This is a genomic window from Vallitalea pronyensis (genome assembly GCF_018141445.1).
In the GTDB taxonomy this organism is placed as follows: Bacteria; Bacillota; Clostridia; order Lachnospirales; family Vallitaleaceae; genus Vallitalea; species Vallitalea pronyensis.
In genome coordinates, this window is the sequence record NZ_CP058649.1 from 1,244,493 (window position 1) to 1,260,720 (window position 16,228).

At 37.1% G+C, this 16,228-nt stretch carries 14 protein-coding genes; all 14 read left to right on the plus strand.

Features of this window, described 5'->3' with window-relative positions; all coding sequences use genetic code 11:
• Positions 1–63: 63 nt before the first annotated feature.
• Positions 64–1,512 (plus strand): menaquinone biosynthesis decarboxylase, encoded by a 1,449-nt coding sequence (locus tag HZI73_RS05150; protein WP_212697191.1) that lies wholly within the window; start codon positions 64–66, stop codon positions 1,510–1,512.
• Positions 1,513–1,536: 24 nt separating this feature from the next.
• Positions 1,537–2,409 (plus strand): UbiA-like polyprenyltransferase, encoded by an 873-nt coding sequence (locus tag HZI73_RS05155; RefSeq protein ID WP_212697192.1) that lies wholly within the window; start codon positions 1,537–1,539, stop codon positions 2,407–2,409.
• A gap of 58 nt (positions 2,410–2,467) precedes the next feature.
• Positions 2,468–3,034 (plus strand): UbiX family flavin prenyltransferase, encoded by a 567-nt coding sequence (locus HZI73_RS05160; RefSeq protein WP_212697193.1) that lies wholly within the window; start codon positions 2,468–2,470, stop codon positions 3,032–3,034.
• Positions 3,035–3,050: 16 nt separating this feature from the next.
• Positions 3,051–3,776, plus strand: coding sequence for an ATP-binding cassette domain-containing protein (locus HZI73_RS05165; RefSeq protein WP_212697194.1), 726 nt, complete (start codon positions 3,051–3,053; stop codon positions 3,774–3,776).
• Positions 3,777–3,793: 17 nt separating this feature from the next.
• Positions 3,794–4,537 carry an ABC transporter permease gene (locus HZI73_RS05170; RefSeq protein ID WP_212697195.1) on the plus strand — a complete coding sequence of 248 codons (744 nt, stop codon included), beginning with the start codon at positions 3,794–3,796 and terminating at the stop codon, positions 4,535–4,537.
• Between the two features lie 41 nt (positions 4,538–4,578).
• The gene (locus HZI73_RS05175) at positions 4,579–4,923 is read left to right on the plus strand and encodes an FMN-binding protein (protein ID WP_212697196.1); all 345 of its coding nucleotides are present in this window, start codon (positions 4,579–4,581) and stop codon (positions 4,921–4,923) included.
• 13 nt (positions 4,924–4,936) lie between these two features.
• A complete protein-coding gene (locus tag HZI73_RS05180; RefSeq protein ID WP_212697197.1) occupies positions 4,937–6,505 on the plus strand; it encodes an ATP-binding protein in 1,569 nt (522 codons plus the stop codon).
• Between the two features lie 18 nt (positions 6,506–6,523).
• Positions 6,524–7,201 carry a response regulator gene (locus HZI73_RS05185; RefSeq protein ID WP_212697198.1) on the plus strand — a complete coding sequence of 226 codons (678 nt, stop codon included), beginning with the start codon at positions 6,524–6,526 and terminating at the stop codon, positions 7,199–7,201.
• Positions 7,202–7,729: 528 nt separating this feature from the next.
• Positions 7,730–8,986 (plus strand): PAS domain S-box protein, encoded by a 1,257-nt coding sequence (locus HZI73_RS05190; protein ID WP_212697199.1) that lies wholly within the window; start codon positions 7,730–7,732, stop codon positions 8,984–8,986.
• Between the two features lie 203 nt (positions 8,987–9,189).
• Complete coding sequence (locus HZI73_RS05195; RefSeq protein WP_212697200.1) at positions 9,190–11,505, plus strand: N-acetylmuramoyl-L-alanine amidase family protein; 2,316 nt, start codon at positions 9,190–9,192, stop codon at positions 11,503–11,505.
• A gap of 382 nt (positions 11,506–11,887) precedes the next feature.
• Positions 11,888–14,233: an N-acetylmuramoyl-L-alanine amidase family protein gene (locus HZI73_RS05200; RefSeq protein WP_212697201.1), complete on the plus strand. Its 2,346-nt coding sequence runs from the start codon at positions 11,888–11,890 to the stop codon at positions 14,231–14,233.
• Between the two features lie 157 nt (positions 14,234–14,390).
• The gene (locus HZI73_RS05205; protein WP_212697202.1) at positions 14,391–14,861 is read left to right on the plus strand and encodes a GerMN domain-containing protein; all 471 of its coding nucleotides are present in this window, start codon (positions 14,391–14,393) and stop codon (positions 14,859–14,861) included.
• Between the two features lie 2 nt (positions 14,862–14,863).
• Entirely contained in the window at positions 14,864–15,583 is a 720-nt protein-coding gene (gene rph / locus HZI73_RS05210; RefSeq protein ID WP_212697203.1) for a ribonuclease PH, read from the plus strand.
• Between the two features lie 25 nt (positions 15,584–15,608).
• Positions 15,609–16,214: an XTP/dITP diphosphatase gene (locus HZI73_RS05215; protein ID WP_212697204.1), complete on the plus strand. Its 606-nt coding sequence runs from the start codon at positions 15,609–15,611 to the stop codon at positions 16,212–16,214.
• Positions 16,215–16,228: the final 14 nt, after the last annotated feature.

Genomic DNA, 16,228 nt, shown 5'->3' on the forward strand with positions numbered 1-16,228 from the left:
TACATACAGTAAAATAGATGGTATCCTATCCAGGAGATTCCTTAGAAGGAAGGATTGAATAACATGGCATATAAAGATTTACAAGCATTTATGAAAGCATTAGAGAAAAAAGAACAATTGGATGTGGTAGAGACCTGTGTGGATAGTGTGTTAGAGATAACAGAGATTGCAGATCGTGTATCCAAGAAAAATGGCAGAGCTTTGCTGTTTAAAAATGTGAAACATTCGCCATACCCTGTACTCATTAATGCTGTGGGTTCTTATGAACGACTGCATATGGCTTTTGAAGTAGAGGATCTTGATGATATTGGTAACGAAATCGGTGAGTTAGTCAATATGGGCAACTATCTAGGCATTATCAGCCAGATCAAGTCCATTCCAAGATTAACTCGTATGCTTCATGTGTTTCCTAAGAAAGTGAAAAGAGCCATATGCCAAGAAGTCGTAGAAGAGCCTGACCTTGATCAGCTTCCTATTTTAAAATGTTGGCCAGAAGACGGTGGGCGTTACATCACGTTACCCTTGGTAATCACGAAAGATCCTGAAACAGGACAACAAAACATGGGGATGTATCGTCTACAAGTGTACGACAGTAAAACCACAGGCATGCATTGGCATTTGCATAAAGATGGTCGAGAAATATATAAAAAATATCGGGACTTAGGGTTGAAAAAGATGCCTGTGTCTGTGGCATTAGGTTGTGATCCAGCGATTATGTATGCGGCTACAGCACCATTACCTAAGATGGTTGATGAGATGATGTTCGCAGGATTTTTGAGAAAAGATGCCGTCAATATTGTTAAATGTGTAACAAATGATCTCTACGTACCCGCTAATGCTGAGTTTATCTTGGAAGGGTATGTGGACTTAGAGGAAATGCGCTTAGAAGGGCCTTTTGGCGACCATACCGGCTATTATTCCTTAGCAGATATATATCCCGTTTTTCATATTGAGAAGATCACACGGCGTAGGGAGCCTGTGTATCCTACGACCATTGTTGGGAAACCCCCTATGGAAGATTGCTATCTAGCAAAAGCGACGGAACGTTTTTTCTTGCCGCTTATCAAGTTAATGGTACCTGAGATCGTGGACTATAATTTTCCACTAGAAGGTGTTTTTCATAATTGTGTGATTGTATCCATTAAAAAATCCTATCCAAAGCATGCTCAGAAAGTGATGAGTGCCATGTGGGGGTTAGGGCAGATGATGTACACCAAGATGATTGTTGTGGTTGATGAGCAAGTAGACCCTCATGATTTATCAACGGTAGCTTGGAAGGTCTTTAATAATATTGATCCTCATCGAGATTTAGTCATCAATGAAGGACCTTTGGATGCTCTTGATCATTCGTCCAATACGGCTTTATATGGTTATCGATTGGGTATAGATGCTACTAAGAAATTAAAAAGTGAGGGGCATCAGCGGGAATGGCCTAACGATATCGAAATGAGTCAAGATATTAAGAAAATGGTGGATGAGAAATGGGCATCTTATGGCATACATTTATCATGATCATAACGAAAGAAGATAGATAATATGAGACTTCTGAGACGTTTAAAAACATATGGTGAATTGGTGATGTTTTCACATACGTTGTTTTCATTACCTTTCGCCCTTATAGCTATGATTTGGGCAGCCGATGGCTTGCCTGAAGGAAGACTGATTCTATGGATTTTAATTGCGTTAGTAGCAGGCAGAAATGGTGCAAATGCTTTGAACCGCTGGGTAGACAAATCCTATGATAAAATGAACCCAAGGACCGCCCACCGGCACATGCCTCAGAATAAGGTAAAAAATATAGAAGTTCTGGGATTGACAGCTGTTTGTTACGGGGTGTTTGTACTAGCCGCCTATCAGATCAATACCATTTGTTTTATACTGTCGCCTATAGCTTTAGCGCTGTTTACATTGTATTCGTATACCAAGCGTTTTACATGGGCCTGTCATTTGGTGTTAGGTTTCACCTGCGCTGGCGCACCTGTCGGTGCATGGTTGGCAGTAACGGGGCGATTGGATATTGTGCCATTGGTACTGGGTGCTGTTGTGTTATTGTGGGTAGCAGGATTTGATATTATCTATGGTACCCAAGATATTGATTTTGACCGAGATCATGGGCTGTTTTCTATTCCTGCTCAGTTTGGGTTTAAAAATGCCCTTTTCATTGCTCGTGGTTTTCACTTGCTCATGCTTGGCTTATTATTAGGTTTGTATTTTTATCGCAGCATGAGTGTGTTATACCTATTTGGTCTTGGTATAAGTGCCGTGTTATTGACCATTGAGCACTACATGGTTGATCCAGCTAATCGGTCCAAGATGAATACGGCATCGTATCATCTGAATCAGATTGTCAGTATGTCTATTTTAGTTTTTACGTTATTGGATTTTTTATGGACAAATGGGTTCAAATAACTTATGTAAAAGACGGAACACATGGTGTTCAAAATATAAACATTTAGGTGGTGCTGTTGTGGGAAAATATGTTGTAGGCATAACAGGTGCAAGTGGTAGTATATATGGAAAATGTGTAGTTGAAGAATTAGTTAAGATGGGTCATCATGTGTATGTGGTGATCACGGAACAAGGGGAAAAAGTTTTTGCTTATGAGCTGGAACAACAGGTGGAAGAATGGTTAAGTGTTTTTGGTAATGCTGTAGAACGGTGTCGTGAGGATGACTTTTTTACACCCATAGCAAGTGGGTCATTTCCTCTTGATGGGATGGTGGTCGTACCTTGCTCTATGGGCAGTCTTGCTAAAATAGCCCATGGTATAAGTGATAACCTTTTAATCAGAAGCAGTGATGTATGCATAAAAGAAAAGAAGAAGTTGGTGCTGGTGCCAAGAGAAACCCCACTAAGCGCTGTTCATCTAGAAAACATGTTAACCTTAAGCAGACTGGGGGTAGAGATGGTACCGCCAATGCCAGAATTCTATAGTAAGCCTAACAGCATTGAGGATATGGTTGCGTCTACTGTCGGGCGTATACTCCAGCGTTTAGGCATTGCCAATACCTTATACATGAAGTGGCAATCGTAAGTTTTGGAGGGGTAAGATGATTGAAGTAAAAGATGTGAGTTATAGCTATGAGGATCATGAAATACTTCATAAGATTAGTTTTTCTCTTGATGAAGGTGAACGATGTACCCTTATTGGGAAATCCGGTATTGGTAAAACCACCGTGTTAAAACTCATTAGTGGTATTTGTCCATGTCAAGATGGAACCATAACCCTTAAAGGCAGGACTGTCAACACAAAACAACATCATATGGGATATATACCTCAACATTATGGGTTAATACCCTGGTATAATGTCAAAAAAAATATTGTATTGCCCAGGAAATTAAAAAACGGGAAGAAAAATGTCAACCTTCATCAACTGCATGGGCTATGCAGAGAACTACGAATCGAGAATATAATGAATAAATACCCGAATCATCTTAGTGGAGGTCAACAGCAAAGAGTAGCCATAGCACGTGCATTGTATCAAGAACCGGATGTGTTGTTAATGGATGAACCTTTTGCGTCTCTGGATTATATGCATCGTGAAGAAGCTAGAAACATATTTTTAGACATATGGGAGAAACATCAAATAACAACGATCATGGTCACTCATGATTTACTAGAAGCCATTTACCTAGGTCATAAAGTGGCTATATTAAGTGGTACAGACGACATGACCATCTTGGATAACCCTTATGTTCAAATGGATTTAAAAGATAACCTTGAAGGTATCTATGCTTATAAAGACTTGCTAGAAAAGCACATGGGTAGTCGGTGAAGGTGAGGTAGAACGGTATGCAAAAAAAGCAAAGGCATCACGGGCATTACATATGGATTTTAATAGGGGTGTTTGCTTTATGGCAAACCATTGCGATGATCGTGGATATCTCCATACTTCCCTCCCCTTATGAAATTATACACTATACCATTAACCACATGCATGTGGAAATCATATGGCATGTATTGTACAGTTTGAGAAGAGTCATCTTAGGTATAGCAATAGCTGTTGCAATAGCTGTTCCAATAGGTGTATTATCCGGATTTTATAAAAAAGTGGAGCGTTTGGTATCGCCTTTATTGTATTTTGCTTACCCGGTACCTAAGTTTGCTTTGTTACCGATTATCATGTTAATATTTGGGATAGGTGAGGGGACAAAGATTGTGATGGTGGCCCTGATTATCTTGTTTCCAATGATGGTGAACATACGGGATGCTATGAAACAAATGAACAAAGCACTGTTCAGCGTATTCATTGCTAGCGGCATAAGCCATCATCAACTAATCCTCGGTGTGGCACTCAAAGGTATTTTGCCCCGTTTATTTACAACCATAAGAATTGGCATTGGAACCGCCTTATCCGTTTTGTTTTTTTCAGAGAATTTTGGTACCACCTTTGGGCTGGGTTATTACATCATGGATTCCTGGATGCGGATTAATTATGTGGCCATGTATAGCGGTATTCTGTTAATGAGTGGTTTAGGGTTAATCCTTTTTCTCGTGGTAGATACTTTAAATAAACAGCTGTGTCCATGGCAGTAAATAGGTTTGGAGTGGCTATGAAGTAAGTGAAGGGGTGAACAATGGTGAAGAAACTTGTTTTATATGCGTGTATGATGATGAGCCTTACAGGGTGTTCTTCTAAAGCATACAAATATGATGATGGGGAATATTTTGGTGAAGCAGAAGGACACCACGGTCCAATCAAAGTGAAAGTGCTTGTGGATAAACATGTCATATCCGATATTTTCATCCTTGAGGAACAAGAAATTCCAGGACTAAAAGAGATTGTTTATGAAAAAATACCACCCAAGATGAAAAAACATAATACCTGGGATGTGGATGGTGTTTCTGGAGCGACCCTTACAAGCACAGGTTTAAAAAATGCTGTCAAAGATGCCATTGAAGATGCCTTACAAGAAGAGTAGGTGGAGGTTCCGGATGAAACTACAATATAAAATGGTTATTCTCTTTTCAGCGATACTGCTCTTTACAGTGGGTATCACCGGGTATAATACCCAAAATCAATTACAGAAAACCATTGAAACCCAGATGGGGAATAATGCCATGGACTTAGCAGTCACCATAGCATCCTTAGAGAATATACAGAAGAACCTTATGAAGAAAGATGCAGAAGCTATTCAAAGTCAGATTGAGACATTTCGAGAAAAAACAAGGTTTCAATACATCATTGTTATGGATATGGACGGTATTAAATATTCCTACCCTTATGAAGTCAGCATCGGTAAGAAATACCTCAGTGGTGGGGAAGAAGATGTCTTGAAACATGGAAAAGCCTATACGTCAGCCGATAGAAATCGATTCATTTCTGCTATAAGAGCTTTTGCACCTATTGATTACCAGGGTGAGCAAATCGGTGCTGTATTGGTTGGTTTGCTAAATGATACGGTTAATCGTGAAATTGAACCTTATACGAGAAATTTTCAGATAGCCTTAGTCATTGCACTGGTTTTAGGTATAATCTTTACCTTTCTTATGACCACCAATATTAAAAAAACCATTTTTGGACAGGAACCAAAAGAAATTTCGCTTTTATTAGGTGAAAAAGAGTTAATTTTGGAGAGTATTGATACAGGGATTGTTGCCATTAATTCCAAGCAAGAAATAACCCTTATGAACGATCTTGCCAAGAAAATTTTTCAAGTGGACCAAGAGGTAGAACAGGATATTCGTATGTTTGACGACCGTTATGCAGAATTGTTAGTGAGTAGTATGGAGGAAGATGAAACCATCCTTCATGTGGATATTCAGACAAGGTTTAATATCAATTTATTATGCAGTTTTAAGCCTTTGAAAAATCATAATGATGAAATCATTGGTGCTGTATCCACTTTTCAAAATAAAACAGAAGTGAAGCGTATGGTGGAAGAATTAGGTGGGATGAAACACCTAACAGACAACTTGCGGGCTCAAAATCATGAGTTTTTAAATAAGCTGCATATTATTTCTGGGCTCATTCAATTGGATGAAAAAGAACAGGCGGTTAAGTATATTGCAGAGCTCTCAGAGCAACGACAGGAGATATTAGGCATCTTAACCCATAACATTAAAAATGTTTATGTGGCTGGATTATTGTTAGCGAAATATAGCAAAGCCACAGAAAATAAGATTGATTTTGTAGTGGATAAATGGTCCAATATGGATAAACTTCCTCCTCATATGTCCCCTGACAAATTCTGTTCCATAGTAGGTAATCTCATTGAAAATGCAATTGAAGAATTGTTGGGAAAAAAACAGAGCAAAATATATGTGAAGTTAACACAAGATATAGAGCATGTTCATCTTATTGTGGAAGACAACGGTTCAGGTATTGCCGAAGATAAGCGGGAAAAAGTGTTTGAACGAGGGATTTCATCCAAGAAGGGTCAGCGAGGTTATGGGTTATGGATTATTCATAATTATATAGAAGAAGCAAAAGGTTCCATTCATCTAACGTCTAGTGAGGATGGAACGTCTTGGGAAGTTTGGCTGCCCATGAAACAAATTTAGTGATTTGGAGGCAATAACATGTATAAGGTTTTAATCGTAGAAGATGACCCCATGGTAAGACAAATAAATGAAAAATTTCTTGAAAAAATGGATGGCTTTGTACTTGAAGCAAGTGTCAGTACGGTACAAGAAGGAAAGGATATACTGGCAAAATCATCTGTGAACCTTGTACTGCTGGATTTGTTTTTTCCTAATGAAAAAGGGCAGGATTTAATCAAGTGGATTCGTGCTCATGATTATCAATGCGATGTGATCATGATTACGGCAGATAAGTCGGTAAAAACCATTGAAGAATTATTGCGTTTTGGGATTGTGGATTATCTCATTAAACCTTTTACCTTTGAAAGGCTCAAAGAGTCCCTTAATCGTTATAAGATGCGAAAACAGAAATTTAATGATGAGAAAAATATAGAACAATCACAGCTTGATAAGTATGTTTTCTTTGAAGGGGATTCGGAGGAAAAAGAAACGATGGATGATAATCCATTCAGTAAGCATACGTATGATAAAGTTCTTAGGTATTTACAGCATCATGGAGATAAAAGTTTTACGGCTTCTGAGGTGGCAGATGATATTGGTGTGTCTCGGATTACGGCAAGGCGTTATTTGGATTTGCTTGAAAAAGAAAATCTTGTGGTGATGGATTTGGAGTATGGTAAGATTGGGCGGCCGAAGAATAAGTATAGGATAAAGTAATATGGTAAGAAAGATTATGATTTTTTGTGTGGATGGTAGAGAAAGGTTACTATTATAATGATAGGAAAGGTTGTTTATGATAGTAAAAAAGATATTGTAATAGAGTGTGCAAGATGTCCGTAGAAGGGGTATATGTACATCAATAGGTTCAGGTTAAAGTAATCTAAGAAAAACTAAGGTTCGTGAAAAAGGTATTTCCTAAAGCTTACAACTCCCTTGCGGTCAGACAAGTAAGCTTTTTAACGGAAATACCTTTTTCACTTACCGAGTTTTTCTAAGATTGCTTTAAAAGTCACCGTATTGATGTACACATACCCCTTCTACTAGAGTGGTTGGCGGTGGGGTAGGTTGGTGCTTGGGTAAAGAGTCGCGTCGCGTAGTGTATATGAGGTGAGGTTTGTTTGAATAAACTCTTTATGGGTAGTATTGGTAATAAACTGGAAAAATATTGTATCTTTTGTGTAAATAATATATAATATAGACAACAGATATAGAACTCATTTCAACAATTTTGAAGAAGGAGAGCTTATGTGTAAGAATTTGTTCAACATAAAAAAAATGGCTAATATTTTACTAAAAGACATTTGTGAACTTGTTTATGTGGCAGATCCAGAGACTTACGATATACTTTATGTGAACAAAAAACTAGAAGACATCATTGATTCAGATGATATATTACAAAAGAAGTGTTATGAATTATTACAGGGGAGGTCATCACCTTGTTCTTTTTGTACCAACCCTATATTGAAGAAGGCTAAGGATAAGAGCTACTCTTGGGAATATTATAATCCAGTGATGGACAAGTTTTTTTTAATAAAAGATAAATTAATTAAGTGGGATGATGGGCGAGATGTTCGCTTAGAATATGCTTTGGACATTAGCCATTTGAAGAATATGGAAAACAAGCTGAAAAAGCGGCAGTGTTTGGAGAAACTGATTAACGATATATCCAATAAATTTATTGGTGTTATTGATTTTACCAATACTATTCAAGATGCCCTTAAGCGGATTGGTGACATCACAAGGGCATCTCGTGTGTACATATTTAACATCTCAAATGGTGTCATGAACAATACCTTTGAGTGGTGTGCGGATGGTGTGGTTTCTGAGATGCGTTACCTGCAGGGCTTGTCTGTAGATGATTATACATGGTGGATAAGTCTTCTGGAAGAGCAAGGTGTCATTAATATAGATGATATTGAGAAAATTGATGATTATTTGATGGAGAAGCGTATATTGCAATCCCAGCAAATCAAATCCTTGTTGGTTTTTCCAACGTATCGGGATTCTCAAATTAATGGTTTTATTGGTATAGATCATACAAAAGAGAAACGGGTATGGAATGAGGAAGATATGTCACTCCTTCATGTCACATCACAGATAATCGGCAATGCCATAGAACGGCATTATATGGAACAAAAACTGCGAGAATCGGAAAGGGATTATAAAGATATATTTGATAATACAGGTAAACCCACTGTCATTATTGATAGAAAATATACCATTGTATTGGCTAATGGGGCGTTTTATGCTTTAACAGGTTATGACGAGCAACGTGTTAAGAACATGATACTTACGGATTTATTTTATACGGTGGATTATACAAGAGTGAAAAGTTGTATGGATAATATGGAAGGGGGAAGTCAATATAAGAATATTCGAATTGCCATTCTAGGGTATTTACAAATACCCATCGATGTGGTCATTAACATTAATAAAATAGAAGGTTCAAATCGTTTTTTAATGTCATTTATAAAGATTGTCATAGATGATGAGGGAAGATAGCAGATGTAAATGTTAAGTAAAGGTTACAAAAAATGTCAATTATTACGCTTGTGTTACATAATGCTTTAGCATCTTTTTTAAAGCGTTTTTTTTTGATATAATTTGATAGAACTAGAGTACAAAAGATGCTAAATTAGGCAAAATAAGGTACTTGGTTTGGTAACAGTTATAATGAGGACTCAATGGACATAAGGGGGAAAGTTATGAAACGCAAAATGGTAACAATGGCTTTGGCAATGATTTTTTTCGTGAATATACTGGCTGTAGGTGTACATGCTACAGGAGACAAGCTATATATTCAATATGATGGCGCTATCCATCGTTATAAGGGACCTTTTGTTAAATTATTAATGGATGGTGAAGAGATTAAGACAGGGGACATGCCAGCCATTATTATCACAGAAGTTATTGAAGGAAAGAGCTATGCTCGAACACTGGTACCTGTTCGTGAAATATGCGAATCAGCACCATTAGGTGCGGCAGTTGAATGGAATGGACAAAAACAAGAAGTGTACATATCGTATAAAGATAAATTTATTGTACTTAAAATAAATGATAAAAAAGCCACTGTTAATAATGAAGAAGTTGTACTGGATGTACCAGCAAAAATCATTAAAGATGTAAATAAAGAACATGGTAAAACCATGGTGCCCCTTCGATTTGTCATTGAAACCTTTGGTTATGATGTAAAATGGGATGGAGCTACAAGTACGGCAGTTATGACCAAGCCTATTATCGATCATCCAGATCCAGAGCCGGATAAGGATCCCGATGAGAATCCAGATACTAACCCAGATACAGATCCTGATAAAGACCCGGATGACAATCAAGATCCAGATATTGATCCAGGTGAAAGCTTAGATACGTTAACATCTTCTACCGCTAAAAAACCATTGCCTACAGCTTTGAAGGATCAACCCATCGATTGGATGGTAAGCGACGAAGAATTAAAAGAGATTAGCGATACTTATACAGAATCCATTGTTAAAAAGGAACTTCATCCTACGACAGCTATAAAGTCTGTAGAATTTAAGGAAGAGACATTTAAAAAGTATTTTACCATAAAAGCATCATCAGCCATTACCAATGCAAAAAAAATCTATTGGAACAATAAACTCATCATTGATATTGAAAATGCAAAATGGGATATGACAACATATGAGCAAATATTTGATAATAACCCAGTAATAACAGGTGTAAGATCCAGTCAATTCTCATTAAATCCTGATATAACACGTGTTGTTTTTGACCTCAAGGGTGAAGGCTACAAATTTGATGTAGCCTTATCAGACGACCGACAAAGCATTCAAGTTACTGTTATGCGTAATACCATTTATGGGATGCATCTCGGTCAGAATGACCAAGGAGACTTCATAAAAGTTTATGGTGTTAAATCGCCTGATGTAAAGGCTTTTCGCTTAAGCCATCCTGACCGTATTGTTTTTGATCTGCCTAATACAACAAGTTTATTAAGTACGTTGACTTCAGAAGCCATGGGACAATATGTGAAAACCATTAGAACGGCTCAATTTAATAAAGAAACAACAAGAGTCGTAGTTGAAACAGATGGACAAGCGGATTTTGATATCACCCAAACAGGGCAAGGATTAACGATGATTCAAATACTTGAACCATCTTATAGCAACATTCAATATACCAATTTGGATAATCCAACCATTGTGTTAGAGAAGAATGGCGCCACAATGGATCTTAATAAAGTGTCCTATATGGATGATTACCTTAAAAAAGAAAATACCATATCTTTACCAGGTGACTACAGTAAGCTTTTTGGTAAAGGAAATATCAAAGTTAATGATGGTATTATTGATTCCATTGATGTTTATAATAATAATGGAAAGACCCAGCTCCATATCAAAGCTAACCATATTTATGAGTTCCGTATTAGGCAAGATGAGGAAAATATCTACTTAAAAGCATATCGGCCTAAGGAACTGTATTCTCAGATTGTTGTGGTAGACCCCGGACATGGCGCAGATGATCCTGGTGCAAACTGTAACGGTTTATTTGAAAAAGATGTTAATCTGGATATGGTGATGTATGCAAAAAAACACCTTGATCAACATGATGACATTAAAGTGTATTATACGCGATTGGATGACACATACCCTACTTTAGGTGAACGTGCACAATTAGCAAATGATATTGAAGCAGATTTCTTTGTCAGTGTACATAATAACTCTTTTGGAACAAAGGCACATGGTACAGAAACCTATTACTTAAGTTATTCAGATACAGAAGGATTAAATGCATATGAACTGGCCGACATATTCCATGATTCACTTATAAAGGAATTGGATACTTACGATCGAGGAACTAAAAAAGGTAATTTCTTAGTTCTGCGTGAAACGGATATGCCAGCTGTACTTCTAGAGGTAGCCTTTCTATCCAATACTGAGGATGCAAAAAGATTGAAAAGTGAAGTGTTCAAGAAAAAATCTGGACTAGCAATATATAATAGTATTGTAGAAACATTCAAGCGTTTTCCAACTGGGCGTTAACGCTAAGGGAATGAGAACTGCCTTGTCAAACATGGTGACATGCTTTGATGGGCAGTTTTTTTATCATATAAAAGTTCTCAATTTAACAAATGAGATAGAATCATTCTCATTTGTGCTAATGAAACTTTCCTAATGGACAAATCCACTTTGTGTAACGAGGCGTAGCCTCTTTTGTTCCGTTTATATGAAGCTTAGTCATGCATATAGGTTGATGCTGAGGAAACGACCCTTTGTACATGGTAATATACATAAAAAGCTTTACTTAAACATTTATTTTGGTATAATTTGGATAGAACAGTTGAAGTAATATTGCTAAATGGGGTAAGATGAGGTACTTTGTTTTACAATAGCTTACGACAACATAAGAAATAAGGGGGACATTATGAAACGTAAATGGATCATAGGGGTATTAGTCATTATTTTTTTGGTGAGGATACCTTCAGTAAATGTATATGGGGATACGGATAAATTTTATATTCGGTATGATGGTGCAGTCCATCGGTACAAAGGACCTTTTGTTAAACTCATTATGGATGGTGAAGAAATTAAGACAGGGGATATGCCAGCCTTGATTATCACAGAGGAGATTGAGGGACAACAATATGCCAGAACATTAGTGCCTGTACGAGAAGTATGCGAATCTATTCAATTAGGAGCTACGGTTGAATGGAATGGAGAAAAACAAGAAATCTACATATCATACGAAGATAAATTTATTGTACTTAAAATAGATGACAAAAAGGCCATGGTTAATCAGGAAGAGATTGTATTAGATGTACCTGCAAAAATTATTCAAGATGCCAGTAAAAAACATGGGAAAACCATGGTGCCCCTCCGCTTTGTCGTTGAAACATTTGGTTACGATATTAAATGGGATAGTAAGACAAGTACGGCTACTATGAATAAATCAATAGCCAGTGGTCATACAGATGGCAATACAAACGATACAATACATAATCATACAGATGATAACGCTGATAATCATACAGATGATAACGCCCATAACACTACAGATAGTCATGTAGATGAAGATCATGATTCAAATAATACCGCAAGTGAAAACATTGATACCTTATCATCTTCTCATGCTAAAAAAACTTTACCAACTGCGTTAAAGGATCAGCCCGTTATATGGAGGGTTACGGATGAAGCATTAAGCGATATAGGTAATCTTTATACAGAATCTGTTCTTAAAAAAGAGCTTCATCCAACAACAAACATAAAATCTGTCGTTTATCAAGAAGATACATTTAAGAAGTACTTTACCATAAAAGCATCCTCTGCTATTACCCATGCAAAGAAAATCTTTTGGGACAATAAACTGATTATTGATATTGAAAACGCTAGATGGGATATGGAGAGCTTTGAACAAGTGTTTGATAATAACCCTATCATTACAGGTGTAAGATCCAGTCAGTCTTCATTTGAGCCAGATATAACACGCGTTGTTTTTGATTTGAAGGGTGAAGGGTATACATTTGATGTGGCTTTAGCGGAAGATCGACAAAGCATTAAGGTCTCCGTTTTAAGCAATACCATCTATGGCATACATTTAGGACAGAATAATGAAGGAGACTATATAAAAGTCATGGGTGTCAAATCACCTGATGTAAAGGCTTTTCGTTTAAAGCAGCCCGATCGTATTGTCTTTGATTTACCTCATTCAACAACTTTATTAAGTACACTTACATCAAAAGATGTTATGGGACAGTATGTTAAGACCATTAGAACAGCTCAATTTAATGAAGAGACCACGAGAGTTGTGGTTGAAACAGATGGACAGGCAGATTTTAATATCTCAAAATCTGGAGAAGGTTATACCATGATTCAAATCTTAGAACCTTCTTACAGTAATATTCAGTATACCAATATAGATAATCCTACCATTGTATTAGATAAGCAAGGCATGACCATGGACATTGGGAAGGTTACTTATTTAAATAACTACCTTAAGAAAGAATATGTTATTACCTTACCTGGTGATTATAGTAGTCTTTTTGGTAAAGGGAATATGAATGTCAGTGATGGCATTATGGAGTCCATAAATATTAATAATGATAAGGGTAAAACACAGTTACATATTCAATCCAACCGTCTATACGAGTTCCGTATAATGGAGGATGAACATCATCTATATCTAAAAGCTTTTCGACCAAAAGAACTCTATGCTCAGATTGTTGTGGTAGATGCTGGACATGGAGGAAAAGACCCAGGTACCATTGGTCACGGTATATATGAAAAAAATCCTAATCTTGATATGGTTTTATATGCAAAAGAATATCTTGATAAAAATGAGAACATAAAAGTTTACTATACACGATTAGATGATACATATCCAACATACGATGAACGGATAGGTTTAGCAAATGACGTGGAGGCTGATTTTTTTGTCAGTATACATAATAACTATTTTGGGACAGAACCAAATGGAACAGAAACCCATTATTGGCGGGATGTTGATACCCAAGGGCTTCATTCAGATGAACTAGCAGATATATTTCAAAGCTCTTTAATGAAACAACTGGATACCCGTGACCGAGGAACCAAGGAAAGTAATTTCATTGTCCTTCGTGAAACGCATATGCCAAGTGTACTTTTAGAAGTAGCATTTTTGTCCAATACAGAAGATGCTAAGCGGATAAAAAGTGAAGCTTTCAAGAAAAAGGTTGGTCTGGCAGTTTATAATGCTATTGTTCAAACATTTGACAGTTTCCCAACGGATCGTTGATAAGGTAGATTATTTTCACCCTTTCTGTGGATAATGATTAATTTCAATACTATAATGGGACAGAAAGTAACAAAAAAACACGGTTGTAGCTGACGCAAATAAGGTATACAATATAATTACCAATTATTTACAATTATGTAGAGGGGAAGGTAATTATATGAAGCGAGCACTTATTTTGTCAGCCATGCTGATGTTACAAATTATGCAGATGGCAACCGTTAAGACAAGCTTATTTTATTATGCATGGGATGAAAATGGGCAGGAAAGCATGTTTGAAGATACCATTGAATTTGACCATCAAGGGAATACAGAAGCTAACTTACAGTTTACATTGCAACGTTTATTTGATAATCAGGACGACCACTATTCTGCTATACCTGAAGGGGTTAGCATCATCCAAATGTTATATATTAATGGGTCTTTAGATGTGGAAGTCTCAAAAGACATCATGAACTATGGGGGAACGGCCCGTGAGGTAGCAATGGTCAATCAAATACTTGCTACAGTATTTGCATATGAAGACATTAAAACAGTTACATTATTAATAGAAGAAAATGGGAAACTATTGGTTGAAGGTACAGAAGTAAACGGTTATACTAGAGAAGAATGGGAAGAAAGGATTGAATAAAATTGTCAAGGATCGATGGAAGAGATAATCAAGATACGCGAGAAGTGAAAATTACCAAGAACTATATAAAGTACCCAGAGGGTTCTGTGCTCATTGAGATGGGCGACACGAAAGTTATCTGTAACGCAAGTGTGGAAGAAAGAGTACCGTCATTCAAAAAAGATTCAGGAGAAGGATGGGTAACTGCTGAATATGCCATGTTGCCAAGAGCGACCTTGGATAGAAATAATCGGGACATACAACGCCTTAAGAAAAATAACCGTTCCGTAGAAATACAACGATTGATTGGTAGAGCAATTCGAGCTGTTGTGGACTTTAAAGCCTTAGGAGAACGAACAATAACGTTGGATTGTGATGTGATACAGGCAGATGGTGGGACAAGGACAGCATCCATAACGGGAGCCTATGTAGCGTTTGTACTGGCCTGTAAAAAACTCTTAAAAGATGGCTTAATTGAAAAAATGCCTTTATCGGCTTATGTTGCAGCCATTAGCGTCGGTGTTGTCGATGGAGAGGTACTATTAGATTTGTGTTATGAAGAAGACAGTCATGCAACAGTTGATATGAATGTTATTATGACAGAACATGGAGCGTATATTGAAGTGCAAGGAACAGGCGAGCAAGCGCCATTTACAAGGGTGCAGCTAGATGCTTTATTAAAGAGTGCAGAAAAGGGCATACAGGAGCTTATAGAGATCCAAAAGGAAGTTGTAGAGGCCTAACCGTAAGTAGAAAGGAGACATGCATATGACCACAAAAGAAAAGATAATATTTGCAACAAAAAATACGGGAAAAATAAAAGAAATTAATGAAATCATGGCAGACAGTCCATATGAAGTAATATCCATGGAAGATGCTGGTATACATGTGACAATTATTGAAGATGGGACAAGCTTTGAAGAAAATGCCATTATCAAGGCCAAAAAAGTAAGTGAAGTTGCCCATTGTATTGTATTGGCTGATGATTCTGGGCTGGAAGTGGATTACATGGATAAAAAGCCAGGTATCTATTCTGCACGTTTTGGTGGAGAAGATACGCCTTATGCCATAAAAAATAAGATGATTATTGATCATCTAGAGAATGTTTCAGAAGCCCTCCGTACAGCCCGCTTTGTATGTGTTATTGCGGCTGTTTTTCCAGACGGTGATATACGAACCAGTAGAGGTACCATTGAAGGACGTATTATAGAGGAAGAAAGAGGGCAAAATGGCTTTGGGTATGATCCCATTTTTTATGTACCAGAATACAACTGTACCACCGCAGAAATGGACAGGGCATTGAAAAATCGCATCAGTCATCGAGGAAAAGCCCTTAGAAGTATGAAAGAACAATTAGAAGAGCGGAAATCATAGTTCACTAAAAGTTT

What these genes read in the sequence shown, in the direction of transcription:
- HZI73_RS05150 (WP_212697191.1), top strand. Translation starts at nt 64, where the DNA reads ATGGCATATAAAGATTTACAAGCATTTATGAAAGCATTAGAGAAAAAA.
- HZI73_RS05155 (WP_212697192.1), top strand. Translation starts at nt 1,537, where the DNA reads ATGAGACTTCTGAGACGTTTAAAAACATATGGTGAATTGGTGATGTTT.
- HZI73_RS05165 (WP_212697194.1), top strand. Translation starts at nt 3,051, where the DNA reads ATGATTGAAGTAAAAGATGTGAGTTATAGCTATGAGGATCATGAAATA.
- HZI73_RS05170 (WP_212697195.1), top strand. Translation starts at nt 3,794, where the DNA reads ATGCAAAAAAAGCAAAGGCATCACGGGCATTACATATGGATTTTAATA.
- HZI73_RS05175 (WP_212697196.1), top strand. Translation starts at nt 4,579, where the DNA reads ATGGTGAAGAAACTTGTTTTATATGCGTGTATGATGATGAGCCTTACA.
- HZI73_RS05180 (WP_212697197.1), top strand. Translation starts at nt 4,937, where the DNA reads ATGAAACTACAATATAAAATGGTTATTCTCTTTTCAGCGATACTGCTC.
- HZI73_RS05185 (WP_212697198.1), top strand. Translation starts at nt 6,524, where the DNA reads ATGTATAAGGTTTTAATCGTAGAAGATGACCCCATGGTAAGACAAATA.
- HZI73_RS05190 (WP_212697199.1), top strand. Translation starts at nt 7,730, where the DNA reads ATGTGTAAGAATTTGTTCAACATAAAAAAAATGGCTAATATTTTACTA.
- HZI73_RS05195 (WP_212697200.1), top strand. Translation starts at nt 9,190, where the DNA reads ATGAAACGCAAAATGGTAACAATGGCTTTGGCAATGATTTTTTTCGTG.
- HZI73_RS05200 (WP_212697201.1), top strand. Translation starts at nt 11,888, where the DNA reads ATGAAACGTAAATGGATCATAGGGGTATTAGTCATTATTTTTTTGGTG.
- HZI73_RS05205 (WP_212697202.1), top strand. Translation starts at nt 14,391, where the DNA reads ATGAAGCGAGCACTTATTTTGTCAGCCATGCTGATGTTACAAATTATG.
- HZI73_RS05215 (WP_212697204.1), top strand. Translation starts at nt 15,609, where the DNA reads ATGACCACAAAAGAAAAGATAATATTTGCAACAAAAAATACGGGAAAA.